This window comes from Streptomyces sp. WG5, from assembly GCF_049974565.1.
In the GTDB taxonomy this organism is placed as follows: Bacteria; Actinomycetota; Actinomycetes; order Streptomycetales; family Streptomycetaceae; genus Streptomyces.
Window position 1 is genome coordinate 172,274 of record NZ_JBNGGC010000005.1, and the last position, 19,519, is coordinate 191,792.

18 protein-coding genes and 1 pseudogene are annotated in these 19,519 nt (G+C 72.1%); 6 read left to right on the forward strand and 13 right to left on the reverse strand.

Annotated elements, in window-relative coordinates:
* Positions 1-310: 310 nt before the first annotated feature.
* The gene (locus ACP4IX_RS07305; protein ID WP_426519706.1) at positions 311-1,693 is read right to left on the reverse strand and encodes a glycine--tRNA ligase; all 1,383 of its coding nucleotides are present in this window, start codon (positions 1,691-1,693) and stop codon (positions 311-313) included.
* A gap of 170 nt (positions 1,694-1,863) precedes the next feature.
* On the opposite strand from ACP4IX_RS07305, the gene ACP4IX_RS07310 reads away from it, so the two are divergent.
* From ACP4IX_RS07310 to ACP4IX_RS07325, 4 genes are all read left to right on the forward strand, one after another.
* Positions 1,864-2,949 (forward strand): metal ABC transporter solute-binding protein, Zn/Mn family, encoded by a 1,086-nt coding sequence (locus tag ACP4IX_RS07310; protein ID WP_426555036.1) that lies wholly within the window; start codon positions 1,864-1,866, stop codon positions 2,947-2,949.
* A 20-nt stretch (positions 2,950-2,969) separates the two neighbouring features.
* Positions 2,970-3,737, forward strand: coding sequence for a metal ABC transporter ATP-binding protein (locus tag ACP4IX_RS07315; protein ID WP_426519710.1), 768 nt, complete (start codon positions 2,970-2,972; stop codon positions 3,735-3,737).
* Between the two features lie 10 nt (positions 3,738-3,747).
* Positions 3,748-4,650, forward strand: coding sequence for a metal ABC transporter permease (locus tag ACP4IX_RS07320; RefSeq protein ID WP_426519712.1), 903 nt, complete (start codon positions 3,748-3,750; stop codon positions 4,648-4,650).
* 67 nt (positions 4,651-4,717) lie between these two features.
* On the forward strand, positions 4,718-5,137 hold the full coding sequence (locus tag ACP4IX_RS07325; RefSeq protein WP_426519714.1) for a Fur family transcriptional regulator: 420 nt from the start codon (positions 4,718-4,720) through the stop codon (positions 5,135-5,137).
* Positions 5,138-5,195: 58 nt separating this feature from the next.
* On the opposite strand, the gene ACP4IX_RS07330 is transcribed toward ACP4IX_RS07325, so the two are convergent.
* From ACP4IX_RS07330 to ACP4IX_RS07345, 4 genes are read right to left on the reverse strand one after another with little or no spacing between them, the layout of a single operon-like run.
* Positions 5,196-6,047 (reverse strand): isoprenyl transferase, encoded by an 852-nt coding sequence (locus ACP4IX_RS07330; protein WP_426519716.1) that lies wholly within the window; start codon positions 6,045-6,047, stop codon positions 5,196-5,198.
* Between the two features lie 16 nt (positions 6,048-6,063).
* The gene (gene recO, locus ACP4IX_RS07335; protein WP_426555037.1) at positions 6,064-6,813 is read right to left on the reverse strand and encodes a DNA repair protein RecO; all 750 of its coding nucleotides are present in this window, start codon (positions 6,811-6,813) and stop codon (positions 6,064-6,066) included.
* A gap of 22 nt (positions 6,814-6,835) precedes the next feature.
* On the reverse strand, positions 6,836-7,051 hold the full coding sequence (locus ACP4IX_RS07340) for a hypothetical protein (protein WP_426519883.1): 216 nt from the start codon (positions 7,049-7,051) through the stop codon (positions 6,836-6,838).
* The gene (locus tag ACP4IX_RS07345; protein ID WP_426519720.1) at positions 7,051-7,257 is read right to left on the reverse strand and encodes a hypothetical protein; all 207 of its coding nucleotides are present in this window, start codon (positions 7,255-7,257) and stop codon (positions 7,051-7,053) included. The genes ACP4IX_RS07340 and ACP4IX_RS07345 overlap by 1 nt, the downstream gene beginning before the upstream one ends.
* 115 nt (positions 7,258-7,372) lie before the next feature.
* Between ACP4IX_RS07345 and ACP4IX_RS07350 the strand changes: the two are divergent.
* Both ACP4IX_RS07350 and ACP4IX_RS07355 read left to right on the forward strand, forming a co-directional pair.
* Positions 7,373-7,648: pseudogene (locus tag ACP4IX_RS07350) on the forward strand (helix-turn-helix domain-containing protein); the annotation flags it as partial.
* A gap of 181 nt (positions 7,649-7,829) precedes the next feature.
* Positions 7,830-9,329: an alpha/beta hydrolase gene (locus ACP4IX_RS07355; protein ID WP_426555038.1), complete on the forward strand. Its 1,500-nt coding sequence runs from the start codon at positions 7,830-7,832 to the stop codon at positions 9,327-9,329.
* Here ACP4IX_RS07355 and ACP4IX_RS07360 read toward each other — a convergent pair.
* From ACP4IX_RS07360 to ACP4IX_RS07395, 8 genes are all read right to left on the reverse strand, one after another.
* Positions 9,317-9,994, reverse strand: coding sequence for a response regulator (locus tag ACP4IX_RS07360; RefSeq protein WP_426555039.1), 678 nt, complete (start codon positions 9,992-9,994; stop codon positions 9,317-9,319). The genes ACP4IX_RS07355 and ACP4IX_RS07360 overlap by 13 nt on opposite strands.
* A gap of 3 nt (positions 9,995-9,997) precedes the next feature.
* A complete protein-coding gene (locus tag ACP4IX_RS07365) occupies positions 9,998-11,284 on the reverse strand; it encodes a sensor histidine kinase (RefSeq protein WP_426555040.1) in 1,287 nt (428 codons plus the stop codon).
* A 67-nt stretch (positions 11,285-11,351) separates the two neighbouring features.
* Complete coding sequence (locus ACP4IX_RS07370) at positions 11,352-13,445, reverse strand: MMPL family transporter (RefSeq protein ID WP_426555041.1); 2,094 nt, start codon at positions 13,443-13,445, stop codon at positions 11,352-11,354.
* Between the two features lie 153 nt (positions 13,446-13,598).
* Complete coding sequence (locus ACP4IX_RS07375) at positions 13,599-14,711, reverse strand: hypothetical protein (protein ID WP_426555042.1); 1,113 nt, start codon at positions 14,709-14,711, stop codon at positions 13,599-13,601.
* Between the two features lie 84 nt (positions 14,712-14,795).
* Positions 14,796-15,776 (reverse strand): SCO2521 family protein, encoded by a 981-nt coding sequence (locus ACP4IX_RS07380; protein ID WP_426519732.1) that lies wholly within the window; start codon positions 15,774-15,776, stop codon positions 14,796-14,798.
* A 1-nt stretch (position 15,777) separates the two neighbouring features.
* Entirely contained in the window at positions 15,778-16,743 is a 966-nt protein-coding gene (locus tag ACP4IX_RS07385) for an SCO2522 family protein (protein ID WP_426519734.1), read from the reverse strand.
* On the reverse strand, positions 16,740-17,657 hold the full coding sequence (locus tag ACP4IX_RS07390) for an SCO2523 family variant P-loop protein (protein ID WP_426519885.1): 918 nt from the start codon (positions 17,655-17,657) through the stop codon (positions 16,740-16,742). The genes ACP4IX_RS07385 and ACP4IX_RS07390 overlap by 4 nt, the downstream gene beginning before the upstream one ends.
* Positions 17,658-17,659: 2 nt before the next feature.
* Positions 17,660-19,504, reverse strand: coding sequence for an SCO2524 family protein (locus ACP4IX_RS07395; RefSeq protein WP_426519736.1), 1,845 nt, complete (start codon positions 19,502-19,504; stop codon positions 17,660-17,662).
* Positions 19,505-19,519: the final 15 nt, after the last annotated feature.

A 19,519-nucleotide genomic window follows, 5' to 3' on the forward strand; every position in this document is an offset into this window, starting at 1 on the left:
GGCGAACACGGACTCCTCCTCGGTTTCCGGCGCGTCGGCGACGGGCGCGCTCCGAGCCGGCCCGGCCAGGTCGTTCCCCGGCAGCCGCACGTGTGCTTCCAGGTCGGAGGGGGCTGGACGAAGCCGGGGCCCGGATACGGGAGTCGGGTGGGCACAGGCGGACGGCCCGCCCCGCAGGGCCGATGAGTCACCGCCGCGGGGGACCACTGCCGAAAACGCCCGCCCTCCACCCGACCGAGTCGGGTGGAGGGCGGGCGAAGGCCGGGGGGCCAGGGGGCGGAGCCCCCTGGTACGCCGACGTCAGGGAAGGTCAGCAGCCGGCCAGCCGGGAGGCCAGGTACCCCTCGATCTGGTCCAGCGACACGCGCTCCTGCTTCATCGTGTCCCGCTCGCGCACCGTCACGGCGTTGTCCTCGAGCGTGTCGAAGTCGACCGTCACGCAGAACGGCGTACCGATCTCGTCCTGGCGCCGGTAACGGCGGCCGATCGCGCCGGCGTCGTCGAAGTCGATGTTCCAGTTCTGCCGCAGCGCCTGGGCGAGGCCCTTGGCCTTGGGCGACAGCTCCGGGTTGCGGGACAGCGGCAGCACCGCGACCTTCACCGGCGCCAGGCGCGGGTCGAGGCGCAGCACCGTGCGCTTCTCCATCTTGCCCTTGGCGTTCGGCGCCTCGTCCTCGACGTAGGCGTCGAGCAGGAAGGCGAGCATCGCCCGACCGACACCGGCCGCCGGCTCGATGACGTACGGCGTCCAGCGCTCGCCGGCCTCCTGGTCGTAGTAGGCGAGGTCCTGGCCGGAGGCCTTGGCGTGCGAGGAGAGGTCGTAGTCCGTCCGGTTGGCGACACCCTCCAGCTCGCCCCACTCGCTGCCGCCGAACTGGAAGCGGTACTCGATGTCGGCGGTGCGCTTGGAGTAGTGGGAGAGCTTCTCGGCCGGGTGCTCGAACCAGCGCATGTTCTCCTCACGCAGGCCGAGGCCGGTGTACCAGTTCCAGCGCTGCTCCATCCAGTATTCCTGCCACTTCTCGTCCTCGCCCGGCTTGACGAAGAACTCCATCTCCATCTGCTCGAACTCGCGGGTGCGGAAGATGAAGTTGCCGGGCGTGATCTCGTTGCGGAAGGACTTGCCCATCTGGGCGATACCGAACGGCGGCTTGCGGCGGGAAGTGGTCTGCACCTGGGCGAAGTTGGTGAAGATGCCCTGCGCGGTCTCGGGCCGCAGGTAGGCGACGGAGCCGCTGTCCTGGGTCGGGCCGAGGTGGGTGGAGAGCAGACCGGAGAACTGCTTGGGCTCGGTGAAGGTGCCCTTGTTGCCGCAGTTGGGGCAGTTGAGGTCCGCGAGGCCGTTCTCCGGGGCGCGGCCCTTCTTCTCCTCGTAGGCCTCTTCCAGGTGGTCCGCGCGGAACCGCTTGTGGCAGGAGGTGCACTCGGTCAGCGGGTCCGTGAAGGTGGCGACGTGGCCGGAGGCGACCCAGACGTCGGGGGCCAGGATCACGGACGAGTCGAGACCGACGACGTCCTCGCGCGAGGTGACCATGTACCGCCACCACTGGCGCTTCAGGTTCTCCTTGAGCTCGACACCCAGCGGTCCGTAGTCCCAGGCGGCCTTCTGACCGCCGTAGATCTCACTGCACGGGAATACGAAGCCACGGCGCTTGCTCAGGCTGACGATGGTGTCGATCTTGTCGGCGGCCACGGTGCTCTCTTCATTACGACGACGGGCGACGAAGCGAGATGCTTCCAGAGAATGCCTCAGGTTACCGGCGCGGACGGCCCCCCGGCCAAATCGGGGGCCCACCTGGCCTCCGCCCGGCGTACCGGACCGTTTGTTGACAACCGTTTCCATATTTGTTGAAAATGAATGCCATGAACGTACGACGACGACACATATCCGGCATAGCAGTCACCGCGGCCGCCGCGCTCGGCCTCGGAACCCTCTCCGCCTGCTCCAGCGACAGCGCGGCGGCGGGCAACACGGACAAGTTCGACGTCGTCGCGTCGTTCTACCCCATGGCCTTCCTCGCCGAGCAGATAGGCGGCGAGCACGTCAACGTCAGCAGTCTGACCCAGCCCGGCCAGGAGCCGCACGACCTGGAGCTCAGCACCAAGCAGCGCGCGCAGCTGGAGGAGACCGACGCCGCGCTCTTCCTCAAGGGCCTCCAGCCCGCCGTCGACGAGGCCATCGGCCAGTCCGGCGTCAAGACGAAGATCGACGCGGCCACGCTGACCTCCCTGGAGGAGCACGGCACCGAGGCCGACGGCCACGCGGCCGAGGAAGGCCACACCGGGGAGGAGCACGCCGGGGAAGAGCACGCCGGCGAAGGCCACACCGAGGACGAGCACGCCGGCGAAGGCCACACCGAGGACGAGCACGCCGGCGAAGGCCACACCGAGGACGAGCACGGCCACGACCACAGCCACGAGGCCGGCGGCAAGGACCCCCACATCTGGCTCGACCCGGTCAAGTACGCCGAGGTCGCCGAGGGCGTCGGCAAGGCCTTCGAGAAGGCCGACCCCGACCACGCCGCCGACTACAGGAAGAACACCGAGGCCCTGGTCGGGAAGCTCGGCGAGCTGAACACGAAGTTCGAGACCGGCCTGAAGGACACGAAGACCAAGGTCTTCATCACCACGCACTCCGCCTTCGGCTACCTCGCCGAGCGCTACGGCCTGACCGAGGAGTCCATCAGCGGCCTCAGCCCCGAGTCCGAGCCCAGCGCCGCCCGGGTCAAGGAGCTTGAGAAGATGGCCAAGGCCGACGGCGTCTCCACGATCTTCTACGAGACGCTCGTCAGCGACAAGACCGCGAAGACGGTCGCCAAGGACGCGAACCTCAAGACGGACGTCCTCGACCCGCTCGAGGGCATCACCGACACGTCCCGCGGCGACGACTACTTCCAGGTCATGGAAGCCAATCTCAAGGCCCTGCGGACGGCCCTGGGAGCCACATGATCGACCCATTGGAGGGCGGCATGAGCGAGCCCGTCATATCCCTGCGCGGCGTCCGCGCCGAACTCGGCTCACGCCCCGTCCTGCGCGGCATCGACCTCACCGTGGGCCGCGGCGAGGTCGTGGCCCTGCTCGGCGCCAACGGCTCGGGCAAGTCCACCGCCGTGCGCACCGTCATCGGCCAGGTACCGGTCACCGCCGGGGAGATCGAACTGTTCGGCACCCCGCGCCGCCGCTTCCGCGACTGGGCGCGCGTGGGCTACGTCCCGCAGCGCACCACGGCCGCGGGCGGCGTCCCCGCGACGGTGACCGAGGTCGTCTCCTCCGGCCGCCTCTCCCGGGCCCGCTTCGGCATCCTGCGCAAGGCCGACCACGAGGCCGTCCGCCGGGCCCTCGACCTGGTCGGCATGGCGGACCGGGCCAAGGACTCCGTGGACGCCCTCTCCGGCGGCCAGCACCAGCGCGTGCTGATCGCCCGCGCGCTCGCCGCCGAACCCGAGCTGCTGATCATGGACGAGCCGATGGCGGGCGTCGACCTGGCCAGCCAGGAGGTGCTCGCCGCCACCCTGCGCGAGCAGGTCGCGGCCGGCTCCACCGTCCTGCTCGTCTTGCACGAGCTGGGCCCCCTGGAGCCCCTGATCGACCGGGCCGTGGTGCTCCGCGACGGCTGCGTCCTGCACGACGGCCCGCCCCCCGAGGCGGTCGGCCAGCACGCGCTGCCCGGCCACGACCACGTACACCCGCACGCGGCGGCCGGCGCCGAACCGATCCGCACCGGTCTGCTGAGCTGAGAAGGCCCCCATGGAAATACTGAACTACGCCTTCATGCAGCGGGCGCTGCTGGCCGCCGTCCTGGTCGGCATCACCGCCCCCGCCGTCGGCATCTACCTGGTCCAGCGCCGCCAGGCCCTCATGGGCGACGGCATCGGCCACGTGGCGATGACCGGCGTCGGCCTCGGCTTCCTGCTCACCTGGTCCCCGGTGTGGATGGCCACCCTGGTCGCCGTGCTCGGCGCGGTCCTCATGGAGCTGATCCGCTGGTACGGCAGGACCCGCGGCGACATCGCCCTCGCCATGCTCTTCTACGGCGGCATGGCCGGCGGCGTGATGTTCATCAACCTGGCGCCGACGGGTTCCAACGCCAACCTGAACTCGTACCTCTTCGGCTCGCTGTCGACGGTGAGCGAGTCCGACGTCACGGCGATCTGCGTGCTGGCCGCCTTCGTGGTCCTGGTCACCCTCGGCCTGCGCCGCCAGCTGTTCGCGGTCAGCCAGGACGAGGAGTTCGCCCGGGTCACCGGCCTGCCGGTGCGCGCGCTGAACCTGCTGACGGCCGTCACGGCGGCGGTGACGGTGACGGTCGCGATGCGCGTCGTCGGGCTGCTGCTGGTGTCGGCGCTGATGGTGGTCCCGGTGGCCGCCGCGCAGCAGCTCACCCGCAGCTTCGCCGCCACCTTCGCGATCGCCGTCGCCATCGGCGTCAGCGTGACGATCGGCGGCACGGTCACCTCGTACTACCAGGACGTGCCGCCCGGCGCGACCATCGTGCTGCTCACCATCGGCGCGTTCGTGCTGCTCACCGCGCTGGCGACGCCGCTGGCCCGGCGACGCGCGCGGGCGGCCGGCGCGGCGCGGGACGCCGCGGATCCGACGGAGTGCACGATTCCGGCCACCCGGGGGGCCGCGGACGAGGTCGGCGTCTGACCGCCGGCCTGCCGGGCTGGCACAATGGCCCGGCAAGCCGCAGACCGCAGACGTGAGGAGGAATCCGGTGACGACCGCTGGACCGCCCGTGAAGGGCCGTGCCACCCGGCAGCGGGCCGCCGTGTCGGCGGCCCTCCAGGAGGTCGAGGAGTTCCGCAGCGCGCAGGAGCTCCACGACATGCTCAAGCACAAGGGCGACTCGGTCGGGCTCACCACCGTCTACCGCACCCTGCAGTCCCTCGCCGACGCCGGCGAGGTCGACGTCCTGCGCACCGCCGACGGCGAGTCCGTCTACCGCCGCTGCTCCAGCGACGACCACCACCACCACCTGGTCTGCCGCACCTGCGGCAAGGCGGTCGAGGTCGAGGGCCCCGCGGTCGAGAAGTGGGCGGAGGCCATCGCCGCCGAGCACGGCTACGTCAACGTCGCGCACACCGTGGAGGTCTTCGGCACCTGCGCGGACTGCGCGAACGCCTCCGGCGACTGAGCCGCCCGGGCCCGGGGCAGCGCCCCGGGCCCCCTCGTCGGCCCGAACGGCCCCGTCCTCAGACCCCGGACGGGCTGGAGGTCTCCGGCCGCCCCTCCATGGCGAGCAGCTCCTCGTTCGGGATCGCCCCGCCGAAGCGCCGGTCCCGGGAGGCGAACTCCAGGCACGCGCGCCACAGGTCGCGCCGGTCGAAGTCGGGCCACAGCACGTCCTGGAACACCATCTCGGCGTACGCGCTCTGCCAGAGCAGGTAGTTGGACGTCCGCTGCTCCCCGCTCGGCCGCAGGAACAGGTCCACGTCCGGCATGTCCGGGTAGTACAGGTACTTGGCGAGCGTCTTCTCGTTCACCTTCGACGGGTCGAGCCGCCCGGCCCGCACGTCCTCGGCGAGGGCCTGCGCGGCGTCGGCGATCTCGGCGCGCCCGCCGTAGTTCATGCAGAAGTACAGGGTGAGCCTGTCGTTGTCCTTGGTCTGCTCCTGGGCGACCTGGAGCTCCTTGGCGACCGACTTCCACAGCTTGGGCATCCGCCCCACCCAGCGCACGCGGACCCCCAGCTCGTCGAGCTGGTCGCGGGACTTGCGGATGAAGTCCCGGTTGAAGTTCATCAGGAAGCGCACCTCGTCCGGCGACCGCTTCCAGTTCTCCGTGGAGAAGGCGTACAGGGAGATGTTCTCCACGCCGATCTCGATCGCGCCCTGGAGCACGTCCAGCACCCGCTCGGCCCCGACCTTGTGCCCCTCGGTGCGCGGCAGCCCGCGCTCCTTGGCCCAGCGCCCGTTGCCGTCCATGACGATCGCCACATGCTCGGGCACCAGCTCACCGAGGTTCGGGGGCCGCGCGCCGGACGGGTGCTGCTCCGGCGTCCTGTACTCCCGGCGCTGACGCCCCAGGAACCCGCGTACGGCCATGTGTCTCTCGTCTCCTTCAGGATTTTTCGACGTATCGCAGGGAGCGCAGGCCGCGCTCCAGGTGCCAGTGCAGGTAGGCGGAGACCAGCCCGCTCCCCTCCCGCACATACCGCGGCTCACACGTGTCCGCGGTCCCCCAGTCTCCCGTGAGCAGCGCTCCGAGCAGTTCCAGGGCCTGCGGTGAGGGTACGACGCTGCCGGGCACCCGGCAGTCGGCGCAGACGGATCCGCCCGAGCCGACCGAGAAGAACCGGTTCGGACCGGGCATACCACACTTCGCGCAGTCCCCGAAGGTGGGGGCGTAACCGTTCACGGCGAGGGAGCGCAGCAGGAACGCGTCCAGCACGAGGTTCGGCGCGTGCTCGCCCCGGGCGAGGGTCCGCAGCGCGCCGACCAGGAGCAGGTACTGCTGCACCGCCGGCTCGCCCTCGTGGTCGGTGAACCGCTCGGCCGTCTCCAGCATGGCCGTCCCGGCGGTGTACCGCGCGTAGTCGGCGACGATCCCGCCGCCGTACGGCGCGATGGTCTCGCTCTGCGTGCACAGCGGCAGTCCGCGCCCGACCAGCTCGCTCCCCTTGGAGAAGAACTGCACGTCCACGTGCGAGAACGGCTCCAGCCGTGCCCCGAACTTCGACTTCGTCCGCCGCACCCCGCGGGCCACGGCGCGTACGCGTCCGTGACCGCGCGTGAGCAGTGTGATGATCCGGTCCGCCTCGCCCAGCTTCTGGGTGCGCAGCACGATGCCGTCGTCGCGGAACAGACTCATGGCGCCCATTGTCCCGCATGCCTCAAGGCACCTCGCCACGGCTCCGGGCGTTGGTGTACGCCGTCGCCGCGCTGAGCCGCTCGGACGGGGTGGCGTGGCGCACGTCACCCGGCACGGCGTCCCACTCCCGCCCCCCGCCGTACGGCCGCATCTGCACGTACGGCCCCTCATGCCCCATGACGACGCCGACCCGACCGCTCCGGGTGTCGACGGCATAGGACCCGATCGGCGGCATCATCATCGCAGCACCGCCGCGAGTCGCAGCGCGGTCTCGACGGAACACCTGCCCAATTCGATGAGCGGACAGGGGGCCTCCCGCGCAAGACTCACCGGGTCGAGCCCGAGTGACGGCAGAGTAATTCCTGCCTCAGTGAGCGCTGCGCGCAATTCTTTCACCGCTACCTCCGCTTCTTCGGCGCAGAGCGCCGAGTGTCGTGCCTCCACCCTGTTCCCCTTCCCTTTACGGTTTCACTCTTCGTATCCCAAGAATGCCTCTCCGTGACTACACTCGGGAGGAGTTCTCGCACTACAAGTGCTGGTCAGTGCAGGGGGGTTGGTTATGGCCAACGGTTCACGGCACGCGGCGCGGGAGTTCTTCGGTATTGAACTAAAACGCCGTCGAGAGGACGCCGGAAACACCCAAGTCGAGCTGGGCGCTCGGGTATTCGTCTCCGGTGGATACATCGGCCAGTTCGAACATGCAATTCGCAAACCCCAGCCGCATGGGGCGCAGCGGATTGACGGAGTACTGCAAACCGACGGTATTTTCGAGCGGCTGTGCCGGAAGCTGATTGACGATCCTCGGTATGCGGATTACTTCGCCCATGTGGTGGAGCCCGGTGGTCCTCGTCGGGCCGGCCGCCTGGGCGGAGTTCGTCGCCGGGCTCGCGCGGCGTGCGGCGACGGACTGACAGGAGTCAGGGTCGACCCCGAGTGGGGGCATTGGGGTAATCCCCCCTGCGTATCAGGTTGTTGCCCGGATGGGGAGGGCCCCGGGCATCCGCGAGGGTCGTCGTATGACGCAGCGCACCCGAACCATCCGCAACGCCGCCATCGTCGGCGTCTCCACCGCCCTCCTCGGCATCACCGCGCCCGTGACCGCGACGGCCTCCGCGACCGCGAGCCCGGCCACGTCCCTCACCTGGACGGACTGCGAGGGCGGCGGCACCGTCGATCCCCGTCAGCAGTGCGCCACCCTCCAGGTCCCCATGGACTACGCCGATCCCGACAGCCCTCTCATCGACGTCGCCGTCTCCCGCATCCCCGCCGAGAATCCGGACGCCCGGCGCGGGGCCCTGCTGCTCATCGCCGGCGGGCCGGGCGGCTCGAGTCTGGGCGACCCCTCGAGAAAGGGACAGAAGCTGCCGCAGGAGGTACGGGACACCCACGACCTGATCGGGTTCGCCCCGCGCGGCCTCGCCCCCTCCATCCCCGTCACCTGCGGACTGGAGCACGGCGACCTCGCCACCTCCAGGATCCGCCCCTGGCCCGCCCCCGACGGCTCCGTGGACGGCAACATGGCCACCGCCCGCCGCATGGCCGACGCCTGCGCACGCAACGGCGGGGAACTGATCAAGCACCTCAGCACCGCCAACGAGGCCCGCGACATCGACCGCATCCGGGCCGCGCTCGGCGAGCGGCAGATCTCCGCGTGGGGCGTCTCGTACGGGACGTACGTCGGCGCGGTGTACGCGCAGCTCTTCCCGCACCGCACCGACCGCGTCGTGCTGGACAGCCTCGACAACCCGGACCCCACCCGCGTCAACCGCGCCTGGCTCGCCGGGCACGAGCAGGGGGTGGAGGACGTCTTCCCGCACTTCGCCGCCTGGGCCTCGCGGCCCGGAAACCCCGACCGGGTGGCGCGCAGGGCCGCCGACGTGCGGCCGATGTTCCTGCGGCTCGCCGCCCGGCTCGACCGGGAGCCGATTCCGTGGCCCGGCGCCAACCCGGAGGAGCTGAACGGCAACGTGCTGCGCCAGACCATGCTGGACAGCTTCGCGTCTCCCAGCCGCTATCCCACGCTCGCGAAGCTGATGCGGGCCGCGCGGCAGGGCACCGTGCCGCCCGCGCCCGCCGGGCCGCCCGAGGCCGTGCTGCAGAACGTCACCGCGGTCGGCGCCGGCGTCCTGTGCAACGACGTCGCCTGGCCGACGTCGGCCGCCGTGTACCAGAAGGACGTCACCGACAGCCGCGCCGCGTACCCGCTCACCGCCGGCATGCCCCGCAACGCGATGCTGTGCGCCGCCTGGCCGTACCCGCCGCGCGAGGCGCCCGTGCGGATCACCGACCGGGGGCCGTCCAACATCCTGCTCGTCCAGAACGAACGGGACGTCAACACCCCGCTCAGCGGCGCCCTGGAGATGCGGGAGGCACTCGGCCGGCGCGCGGTCATGGTCACCGTGGACTCCACCGGCCACGACGCCTACCTCGCCGAGGGCAACGCCTGCGGCGACCGTACGGTCTCCCGTTTCCTGGCGACGGGAGAGCGGCCGGGCGCGGACACCTACTGCGAGTAGCCGGCGCCCGGCGTCACCAGCCCCGACTCGTAGCCCACGATGACCAGTTGCGCCCGGTCCCGCGCCCCCAGCTTGCCCATGATGCGGCTGACATGGGTCTTGGCGGTCAGCGGGCTCAGCCCCAGGCAGTCGGCGATCTCGGTGTTGTTGAAGCCGCGTGCGACCAGGGTGAGTACCTGGCGCTCCCGGTCCGACAGGCGGTCGGGGCCGCCGCCGCCCGTCACCGGTGCCGAAGGGCTGCGCAGGAAGCGCTCGATCAGCCGTGCCGTGGGGCCGGGCGACAGGAGGGCGTCGCCCGCCGTCACGGTACGGATGGCGTCGAGGAGGTCGGCGGGTCTGGTGTCCTTCACCAGGAAGCCCGAGGCGCCCGCCCGCAGTGCCTCCACGATGTTGTCGTCGGTGTCGTAGGTGGTGAGGACCAGCACCTTCACACCGGCCAGGTCCTCGTCGGCGGCGATGAGCCGGGTCGCCTCGATGCCGTCCAGGTCGGGCATGCGGATGTCCATCACGACCAGGTCGGCGCGTTCCGTGCGGGCCAGGTCGACGGCCTGGCGGCCGGTGCCCGCCTCGCCGACGACCTCCATGTCGGGGGCCGACGCGACGAGCAGGGCGAACGCGGCACGGACGAGGTTCTGGTCGTCCGCGAGCAGCACTCGTATGGTCATGCGTCAGCCGTCTCTCTGCGGGGTCGCGGTCGTCAGGGGTGCGGCGGCGGGCGCCGAAGGTGCTGGGGATGCCGTGGGGACCGGCAGCACGGCCCTCACCCCGAAGCCGCCGGCACCCCCGCCCCGCGGCCCGGCGTCGAGTGTGCCACCCACGCTGCGGGCGCGTTCGCGCATGCCGACGAGGCCGAAGCCGGGGGTGCCGTCGGGGTCGGGGCCGGTCCCGTCGTCGGTCACGGACAGGCGCAGGGCGCCCCGCCCGGCGTGCACCTCGACGCGGACGGACGGTTCCGGCCCCGCGTGGCGTACGGCGTTGGTCAGCGCCTCCTGCACGATGCGGTAGGCGGCGGCGCCGACCGCGGGCGGGACGTCGTCGGCGCGCACCGACAGGTCCACCCGCGCTCCGGCGAGCCGGGCGGCCCGGGCCAGGTCGGGCAGGCCGTGCAGTCCGGGCAGCGGGCCGCGGGCGTCGGGGGCGTCCTTCTCCCGGAGGACCTCCAGCGTGGTCCGCAGTTCGCCGCGCGCACTCCGGCAGGTCTCGGCGATGTCGTCGAGGGCCTTGGCGACGGCGGCCCGGTCCAGGCGCTCGGGGTCGGCGGTCAGGACGTGGGCGGCGACGGAGGTCTGCACGCCGATGAGGGTGATGCTGTGCGCGAGCAGGTCGTGCAGGTCCCGCGCGACACGCAGGCGCTCCTCGGCGACACGGCGCCGGGCCTCCTCCTCGCGGGTGCGTTCGGCGCGCTCGGCGCGTTCGACGATGGAGGCGACGTAGTGCCGGTAGAAGCGGACGTCGATGCCGCAGAACAGGACGGCGACGACCCAGCCGGTGATCCGGAGCAGCTCGACCATGCCGTCGGGGTTGGTGACGGCGTTCATGCTCAGCCCCACGCCGATGACGGCGGAGCCGACGACCAGGGTGCGGCGCACCGTGCCGGTCGCCGCGAGTGTGTAGAGGGCCGTCACGGTCGCGGGGCCGGGCGCGGAGTGGTTGTGGTCGAGGGCGTGGAAGCCGGCGACCGGAGCGGCCACCAGGCAGAGCACCAGCAGGGGACGGTGCCTGCGCCGCACGAGCGGCACGTGGGCGACGAGCAGCAGTGTCCAGCCCACCGCGTCCGGGCGACGGCCCTCGTCGGTGAGCAGCGCGATGCAGGCCGCCGCCGCGGCGAGGAACACGGCGAGCACGGCGTCGTTGCGGTCCCGGTGCGGGGCGGTGCGCGGGTCGCGGTTGATGGCGGCCATGATCCGCTCACCGGGGCGGGACGGCCGGGACGCTGCCGGAGTGGTTGCCTGCACGCGCCCATCCTCCGCGACGGACGCGCCCCTCCGGGAGAGGAGGGGCGCACTCCGGTCGTCGGGCACCTCAGACACCGGCGGGCTCCCGGTCCCCCGTCGGCACGGGCTCCTCCTCGGGCGCCCGGGACAGCCGGCCCGGCCACCACACCCGGCGCCGCAGGACGACGCTCGCGCTGGTCACCAGGTAGGTGCGGACGAGGAAGGTGTCGAGGAGGACACCGACCGCGATGACGAAGCCCAGCTCGACGAGTTGCACCATCGGCATGTTGGTGAGCACCGCGAAGGTGGCCGCGAGGACGAGCCCGGCGGAGGCGATGACACCGCCCGTGGTGCGCAGCGCGGTGAGCGCCGCCCGCGTCGGTTCGGCGCCGTGCAGGGACTCCTCGCGCATGCGGTGCATCAGGAAGATGCCGTAGTCGACGCCGAGGGCGACCAGGAACACGAAGGACAGCAGGCCCAGGCCCGGGTCGGTGCCCTCGAAACCGAAGACGGGGCCGAAGACGAGCCCGCCGATGCCGAGGGCCGCGCCCCACACGGCGACGACGGCGGCGACCAGGATCAGCGGCGCGACCAGCGAGCGCAGCAGCACCACCAGGATCAGCAGGACCGACAGCAGCACGATCGGGACGACGATGACGGTGTCCCGGGCGCTGGTCTCCTCCAGGTCGACCTGCTGGGCGCTGGGGCCGCCGACGTAGGAGCCGTCGAGCCGGTCGCGCAGCTCCTCGATGGTGGCGGTCTCGGCCGCCGACTGGGGCGGTGCGGAGGCCAGTACCGTCAGCTCGGTCCAACCGCCGCCGCTGCGGCCGGTCTCCGCGCTCTCGACACCGCGGGTGTCGCGGGCCTCGGCGAGGGCGGCGTCGGCGCGGTCGGTGGGGGCGATGACGGTGATGGGCTGGGTGCCGCGCTCCGGGTAGGCGGCGGCGAGGGTCTCCATGGCGGCGATGGCCTCGGGCCTGGTGGTGAAGGTGTCCTCCTGCTTGAGGTCGCCGGGCAGGTTGAGCGAGCCGAGGGCCAGCGCGCCGAGCAGGAGGGCGCCGCCGACGAGGACGGCGCGGGGCCGGCGTTCCGCGGAGCTGCCCATCGCGGTGAACAGCGACCTGCGGGCCTTGGGCGTGCTGCCGTAGCGGGGTACGAGCGGCCAGAAGACGCGGCGGCCGAGCAGGACCAGGACCGCGGGGAGCAGGGTCAGCATGGCGGCCAGCGCGCACAGCACGCCGACGGTGCCGAGCGGGCCCATGCCCCGGCTGGAGTTGAGGTCGGCCGCGAGCAGGCACAGCAGTCCGGCGGCGACGGTCCCGGAGGAGGCGAGCACGGCGGGGCCGCAGCCGCGCAGGGCGGCGGTCATGGCGTCGTAGGGGCGTTCGATGCGGCGCAGTTCCTCCCGGTAGCGGGAGACGAGCAGCAGCGCGTAGTCGGTGCCGACGCCGAAGACGAGGATGGTCATGATGCCGGTGCTCTGGCCGGAGACCGAGGTGCCGAACCCCTGGTTGAGGCCGTAGGCGACTCCCATGGAGAGGTAGTCGGCGATCCCGGCGACGGCGAGCGGGACCAGCCACAGGAACGGGCTGCGGTAGATGAGGATCAGCAGGAGGGCGACGACGGCGGCCGTGGTGTAGAGCAGCGGGCCGTCGAGGGAGTTGTAGACCTCGGCGGCGTCGGTGGTGAGGGCGCCCGCGCCGCCGACCTCGACGCTCAGCCCGTCGCCGCCCTCGGCGACGTCCCGTACGGCGTTGACCAGGGCGTCGCGGGCCTCCTCGTCCTGGCCGGGCTCGGTGGAGGCGACCGGGTACATGAGTGTGGTGCCGTCCTCGGACGGGATGCCGGCCGGGCGGCCGGTCAGCCGGTGCGCGCCCGCGATCTCGGCGATCTGGTCGGCGGCGGTGGCCTTGTCGGCGGCGGTCAGTCCGGCGTCGCGGTGGTAGACGACGACCATCTCGGTGGCCTCGCCGCCCGGCAGCCGGTCCTGGATCTTCGCGACCTGGGTCGAGTCGGCGCTCGCCGGCAGGTAGTCGACGGCGCGGTCGCGCTGCACGTCCGAGAGTTTCGACGCGAACGGCGAGGCGATCGCCAGTACGGCGATCCACAGTCCGAGCACCAGCCAGGGCACGGCCCGGCGTCGCCCCCCGCTCGTCCCCGCGCCTGTCCTTGCTGCCCCCATGTGACGGGCTCCCCTCCGGTCGGATGTCTGGGTCGGTCTCCAGACTTCCGCCGGCGGGACGCCGATACGTCGGGCGCGAGAGCGAGTCGGCGGCTACCTCCCGGGGTGACGCGGAACCCTCGTTACTCCCCGGGGAGTACCCGAAGGGGGCGGTCAGGCCCGGTCGACCATCCAGTTGCCGTCCTGCTCGGCGTCGACCCGCACCTCCAGCTCACGCAGGCCCATGCCCGCGTCCCAGAGTTCCCTGAAGCGCTTCAGCCGGTCCCGTACGTAATCCTGGCGCGCGGTGAGCCGGGTGCGGACGTTGACGTCGCGCAGGTCCTGCTCGATCTCGAACGACACCTCCTCGTCGTAGAGGATGAAGTCGTTCGTGGTGCCGCGCTGGAGGTGCGGGGGCAGCTCGGGCAGGACGGCCACGCGTACGTCGATGCGCCGCAGTTCCTGCTCCTCGCACAGCCGCAGCAGCCGGTCGTCGAGCTCGCGCGCGCTCTCCAGCAGGAACAGCCGGCGCACCGACACGCCCTGCTCGTCGATCGCCGTCTGCTGGGCGTCGAGGTAGCGGCCCGCGGGTTCGCTGTTCCAGAACTCCCGGTCGACGGAGGTGCTGGTGGCGCAGATGGACTGCTCGGCGGCGCGGGTGAGGGTGAGCATCCAGTCGTGGTTCTCGCCCGGGCACTCGGTGGTCAGGTTGGTGAGGTCCGCCATGTGGCCGACGACCCGCGCCATCTCCAGGTGGACGAAGGTGTGCATGATCGAGGGTTCCGGCAGCAGGACGTCGGCGAAGCCCTTGGCCAGGTCGGGCACGCTGTCGATGCGGACCGGGACCAGCGGGCGGGCCTCGGCGCCCCCGTGGTCGGCCTGCGCGACGTGGGTCTCGACCAGCTCTTTCACGTCCTGGGTGTGCCGGGTCAGCCCGGACTTCAGCTCGTCGTCGTAGCGGTTCAGGCCCTCCCGTACGGCGGCGGTGTTCTCGGCCAGGGCGCTCTCCACCCGGCGGGTGTGCTCCTCCAGCCGGGCGTGCCCCGGACGCGGGGCCAGGCCGATGACGTACTGGACGAGCATCGCCGCGCCCGCGCAGAGCACGGCGGCCGCGAACTGCTGTGGTGTTCCGTCGTCGGGGCCCAGCAGTGCCGTGACGCCCCAGAAGAGGGCGCCGACGACCAGGGAGATCAGCAGCATGCGCGCCCAGGGGGACTCCCCCCTCAGGGCTGCCGGGCCGGGCGAGCGGTTCGTGTCGTCGGGTCGGGATGACTGTGCCGTGCTCATCTCGCTTCTCCCCCCGTTGGGATACGCGTCGGATCGGGGTCGATCGGGGTGCGGGGATGTGCGTCGGAGGCGTCGGCGCCCCGGTCAGGGGACCGGTTCCACCTCCTGGTGGGGTGCGGGAATGGCGTGCAGGGTGAGCTGGTCCCGGATGCGCTGCACCAGCGTCCGCCACTGCCGGGTGAAGCCGGGCCGCTCCTCCAGCGGGTCCCACAGCGGGGCCAGTTCCGGACCCACCCGGGCCCGTGGCATCCACAGGTGCAGCAGGTGGTCGACGGCCGGGCGCAGGGTGCGGACGACGGCGCCGGCGTCCCGGGCGGCCGTGGTGCCCAGGCGGACGCCGTCGAGCATGCGGACCACGGTGGTGAGCAGCCAGTCGTGCAGGGCGAGGTCCTCGCAGAGTGCGGCGAGGCCGTCGGCGGGGGTGCCCTCGGGCACCCGGAGGCGGACGGTGCGCAGCTCGTCCTCGGCGAGGGTGAACCGTTCGATGGACGGGCCGTCTCCCGGATGCGCGGGCAGCGCGGCCCAGCGCAGCCGGGTGGGTCGGGACCGGAAGGGCGGGCGCTGGTCGAGCAGGGGGTGGCGCAGCAGCCGGGTCAGCAGCCCGTCGGCGATCAGTCCGGCGTCGAGGTCGCCGTGGCGTCCGCCGTCGAGCACGCCCCGCGCGACCGCCTCGTGGGGCAGCTTCCCGAGCGGCTCGACCATGCCGGGGCGTACCAGGTACTCGCCCCACGGTCGTCGCTGGTCGGGGCCGGTGGCGGGGACGCGGAAGCGGGCGGAGGTCTGCAGGACGCGGCCCTCGGTGAGCGCGGCCCGTGCGGCGACGGTGCCGACCGCGCGGATCCGGGCGCCGTTGGCGCTGGGCAGCGGGCAGTCGACGCCGGTGAGGGTGTCGGGGGAACGCGCGTAGAGGCTCGGGCGCTCGGAGGTCAGCACCCGTTCGTCGGCGCGCAGGGCCAGGAGCTGGGCGGCGGCCCGGATGTCGAGGGCCTGCCGGGCGGGCAGCAGGCAGGTGCGGACCTCGCCGCAGGCGAGCACGGCGCGCGGTGAGATCTCTCCCGGCGCCATGTCACAGCCCCGAGTAGTACACGTAGGAGATGCGGTCGGCGACCGAGTCGGGGACGGCCGTGCGCTCCCGTCCGGAGCGGTCGGCGACCTGTGCCAGCGCTCCCGGGTCGACCTCGGTCTGGTCCAGGATCACGCGGACGGCGTGCTCGACGGGCAGGAAGCGGGTGGGCAGGACCGAGCAGGTGCGGTAGGCGGAGAAGGGGTCGGCGCGGTCGTTGAGCCGGAGCAGGCAGGGCAGTTCGTCCCAGTCGTCGGGGAAGCCGGCGACGGTGTGCGGCTGGGGGACGAGGACCGCCTCCCCCTCGTGGCGCAGCAGTCCCAGGCGGGCGAGCTGCCACACGGCGGCGAGGAAGGGGCAGGACCAGGTGCGGTGCCCGTCGGCGTCGTCGCTCCACAGTTCGACGTCGAGGAAGACGGAGTGGCGACGGGCGGCGGTCTCCTTGGGCGGCTGCCACTCGACGGCCCGCTTCATGGCCTGCGGGGCGCGGGCGACGGGGCTGCGTTCGCCGTTGGCGAGCCAGCCGGTCTGCGCGGCGGGCGGCCGAAGGCCGTAGCTGCCGGGCGGCGGGGACTCCACGATACGGCCGGCCACCGCCTCGGCGACGGGCACCTTGCCGGCGGTGGCGCAGCCGGACTCGCGGGCCAGGTAGTCGATGGTCAGCCCGGCCCGCTCGGCCTCCGCGAGCAGCATGGGGACGACCGCGGCGGGCGTGGAGAAGCGGGTGAAGTAGTCGTCGATGAGGAAGCAGGTGCTGATCCGGGCGCGTTTGCCGCCGGCCCGGGCGGTGGCGGCGGCGCGGGCCGCCTCCACCCAGGGGCGTACTTCGGTGAAGTGCCGGCGCAGGCGTTCGGGCCCGGCCTCGAAGTCCTCCATGTAGAGGTGGCCCAGTTCCAGGGAGAGGTGGGCCAGCGGCACCGACTGGGTGCGCGGCTCGGCGGCGGTCTCCCGGAACACCGCGTCCGTCATGGCCGCCCCCAGTGCGAGTCGTCCGTCAGGCGCCGCGCGATCTCCTCCAGCGCCTCCAGGGTCTCCTTGTTGGCGATCTGGGTGGAGAGCACGTCCTCCTCGGTGATGAGCTGCTCCCGCCACTGGAGAATGGGCTCCAGCGGTACGACGCCGAGGACGACGCTGTCGCCGATGCGGTGCTCGGCGGCGAGCCGGCGCAGCGCCTCGTCGCAGGCCTGCATCCAGGCGGCCTGGGCGGGCGAGCCCTGGGACCACAGCGGCGACTCGGGGTCGGGCACGGCGGCCCGCACGAAGCGGATCGCGGCCAGCAGGTTCTCCTCGTCGTGCCCGCGTTCGACGCCTCCGCCGACGATGCCGTGGTCCGCGTGGACGAGACCCGAGGCGGCGATGACGTGCTGCCGGGTCCAGCGGTGGAAGACCAGCCAGCGGAAGGGGACGTTGCGCATCCGGGGGTGGGCGGTGGCCGCGAGGACCATGTCGACGGCGTAGCTGCGGCCGGCGCTGAGGTCGACGACGGTGACGTCGAACTCGCCGTTGATCCGCAGCAGCAGGTCGATGCACCGCTCCAGGGCCTCCTCGCCGATGGCGAACTCGCCGCCGCCGGCGTCGCCGGGGAACAGGACCAGGCGGCCGGACTGGTTCGGGCGGGCGCGCAGCAGGGGGTGCTCGGTCTGCCGCCACACGTCGATCCTGACCGGCTCGGCGACCTCGCCCTCCAGGTAGGAGTGGAGGCCGCGTTCCTCGGTGCCGCGCATCGCGCCGGGCACGTCGAAGACGGCGGCGGCGGTGGGCGAGCCGAAGTCGAAGTCCACGTAGGCCACGTGGTCGCCGGTGAGGGCACGCTGGTACGCCAGGTTGGCGCTGGTCACCGAGCGCCCCGTGCCTCCTTTGTCGGAGGCGGCGAAGACGAGCACACTCACACCTCCTGCGCGGCGGCACCCCTGGCCTGGGCCAGGGTGTCGAGTTCCTGGAGCACGGGCAGGGCCAGGGCGAAGGCGGTGGCGGGCCGGTCGTCGACCAGGCTGCGGGCGTGGTCGAGGCGGCTCTCGATGCTCCGCATGGCCCGGGCTCTGCTCCCGTCGGCGGCGGCGGAGGCCTCCAGCTGCTCCTTGCCGAACAGGTGGGTGGCCTCGCTGAGCAGTTCGCGGGCCAGCTCGGCGAGTTCGGGGCTGCGGATGGGCTGCTGCTCGTACAGGTTGCGGGCGGCGACGAGGCATTCGGTGACGCGCTCGGTGATGCTCCAGGACATGCGCAGGCCGACGTTGCGCGCGTCCGGGTAGACGGCCCGGACGTTGTCCCACAGGCCGGCGCCGTCCTCCTCGTCGATCCGCCGCTTCCACAGGTGCTCGAAGGCCTGCTCGGCGAGGCGCAGCAGCCGGTCCTGGGCGCCGATGTTCCGGGAGAGTTCGGCGAGCTGGATGGTCCGCTTGAGGAGTTGGGCGGAGAAGTCGGTCATCCGCCACATGAGGAGCCCGCCGGAGCGCTCGGACCCGGCGAGCGGCATGGTGACGCCGGGGTTGTGCAGCCGGATGACGGGGTCCTCCCTGGTCATCCGGCTGGTGACCCGGCCTCGGTCGGCGAGGCGCTCCATGATGGCGACGGTGCGGGTGAGGTCGTCGTCGGTCGCCTTCCGGCGCACCAGGTCGTGGACGAGGATGGCCGCGACGGTCAGGGAGAAGTACTCGGACTCCAGGCGCAGACCGGTGGTCTGCCAGGGCAGGTCCTCCAGGGGCCAGCGCTCGGTGCCGAAGCGGGCGATCGCGGACCAGTACTGCTGGCTGAGCTCCCAGCGCAGGCGCAGTGCCTCGGCGAGTACCTGCTGGTCGGCGTCGAGCAGGCCGAGGGTGAGGGTGCGGTCGGAGAACAGGTCCTGGATGCCGTCGAGGGCGACGACGGTGAAGTACACGTAGGGCAGCCGGTCGGCGATGCCGGCGGGCTGGCCGGGGACCGGGGTGCTCAGGTCGGTGATCTCCGGGGCGTCCTGCACGACGCCCCAGGCCCAGCCGCACTCGAAGAGCTGGCTCTCGTCGCGGATGCCCTCGTCGACCTCGATGCCGCGGCTGAGGCTCTCGATGATGGTGGCGCGCAGGGGGCGTAACCTGCGCGAGAACTGCCTGAGGACGGCCCGGTCGGACTGTCTGCCCTGTCCGACGACCTCGATCAGCCGCTTGCCCTGTTCGGACTCGGCGTCGAAGACGTTGACGGTGAAGGAGCGCAGCAGACTGACCATGGCCGCGGTCAGCCGGGCGTTCGTGGCCTCTCTCAGCTCGCTGATCGCCCTGCGCACCTCGGGGCGGGTCGTGGTGCCCTCGTAGACCTTGAGGAAACCGAGGGTGGCGAGGCAGAGCGTGACGGACATGGAGTAGGAGTCGACCACGCCCAGCTGGCTCTGTTCGTGGGTGATCTCACCGCCGGGCTCGGCGGGCCGGAAGTAGTGTCCGCCGGCGAAGGTGGGGCTGTCGTCCGTCCCGGTGTGGGTGCGCATGAACTGGGTCAGCGCGGTGATCAGGTTGGGCGGGATCTCCAGCCGGCTGCCGACCCGGTCGAGGGCGCGCAGGACGTCCCGTTCGGTGGTGTCCGGCTGGTCCAGCCGGAAGGCGGGGACCTCGGTGGCCGGATACAGGAGGCAGAGCAGGCGTTCGGCGTCCGCGACGCTGCTCAGCCCGTCGCCGCCCCCCCACAGGAGTTTCCCGTCGTCGAACGAATGACGGGCCATGGCCTGCCAGATGTCCAGCAGATGCTGGCGTGGCTTGATCTGCATCCCCGCACCCCTCGT

What these genes read in the sequence shown, in the direction of transcription:
- ACP4IX_RS07370 (WP_426555041.1), bottom strand. Translation starts at nt 13,445, where the DNA reads ATGGGGGCAGCAAGGACAGGCGCGGGGACGAGCGGGGGGCGACGCCGG.
- ACP4IX_RS07315 (WP_426519710.1), top strand. Translation starts at nt 2,970, where the DNA reads ATGAGCGAGCCCGTCATATCCCTGCGCGGCGTCCGCGCCGAACTCGGC.
- ACP4IX_RS07355 (WP_426555038.1), top strand. Translation starts at nt 7,830, where the DNA reads ATGACGCAGCGCACCCGAACCATCCGCAACGCCGCCATCGTCGGCGTC.
- recO (WP_426555037.1), bottom strand. Translation starts at nt 6,813, where the DNA reads ATGAGTCTGTTCCGCGACGACGGCATCGTGCTGCGCACCCAGAAGCTG.
- ACP4IX_RS07380 (WP_426519732.1), bottom strand. Translation starts at nt 15,776, where the DNA reads ATGGCGCCGGGAGAGATCTCACCGCGCGCCGTGCTCGCCTGCGGCGAG.
- ACP4IX_RS07360 (WP_426555039.1), bottom strand. Translation starts at nt 9,994, where the DNA reads ATGACCATACGAGTGCTGCTCGCGGACGACCAGAACCTCGTCCGTGCC.
- ACP4IX_RS07375 (WP_426555042.1), bottom strand. Translation starts at nt 14,711, where the DNA reads ATGAGCACGGCACAGTCATCCCGACCCGACGACACGAACCGCTCGCCC.
- ACP4IX_RS07330 (WP_426519716.1), bottom strand. Translation starts at nt 6,047, where the DNA reads ATGGCCGTACGCGGGTTCCTGGGGCGTCAGCGCCGGGAGTACAGGACG.
- ACP4IX_RS07340 (WP_426519883.1), bottom strand. Translation starts at nt 7,051, where the DNA reads ATGATGCCGCCGATCGGGTCCTATGCCGTCGACACCCGGAGCGGTCGG.
- ACP4IX_RS07395 (WP_426519736.1), bottom strand. Translation starts at nt 19,504, where the DNA reads ATGCAGATCAAGCCACGCCAGCATCTGCTGGACATCTGGCAGGCCATG.
- ACP4IX_RS07320 (WP_426519712.1), top strand. Translation starts at nt 3,748, where the DNA reads ATGGAAATACTGAACTACGCCTTCATGCAGCGGGCGCTGCTGGCCGCC.
- ACP4IX_RS07310 (WP_426555036.1), top strand. Translation starts at nt 1,864, where the DNA reads ATGAACGTACGACGACGACACATATCCGGCATAGCAGTCACCGCGGCC.
- ACP4IX_RS07385 (WP_426519734.1), bottom strand. Translation starts at nt 16,743, where the DNA reads ATGACGGACGCGGTGTTCCGGGAGACCGCCGCCGAGCCGCGCACCCAG.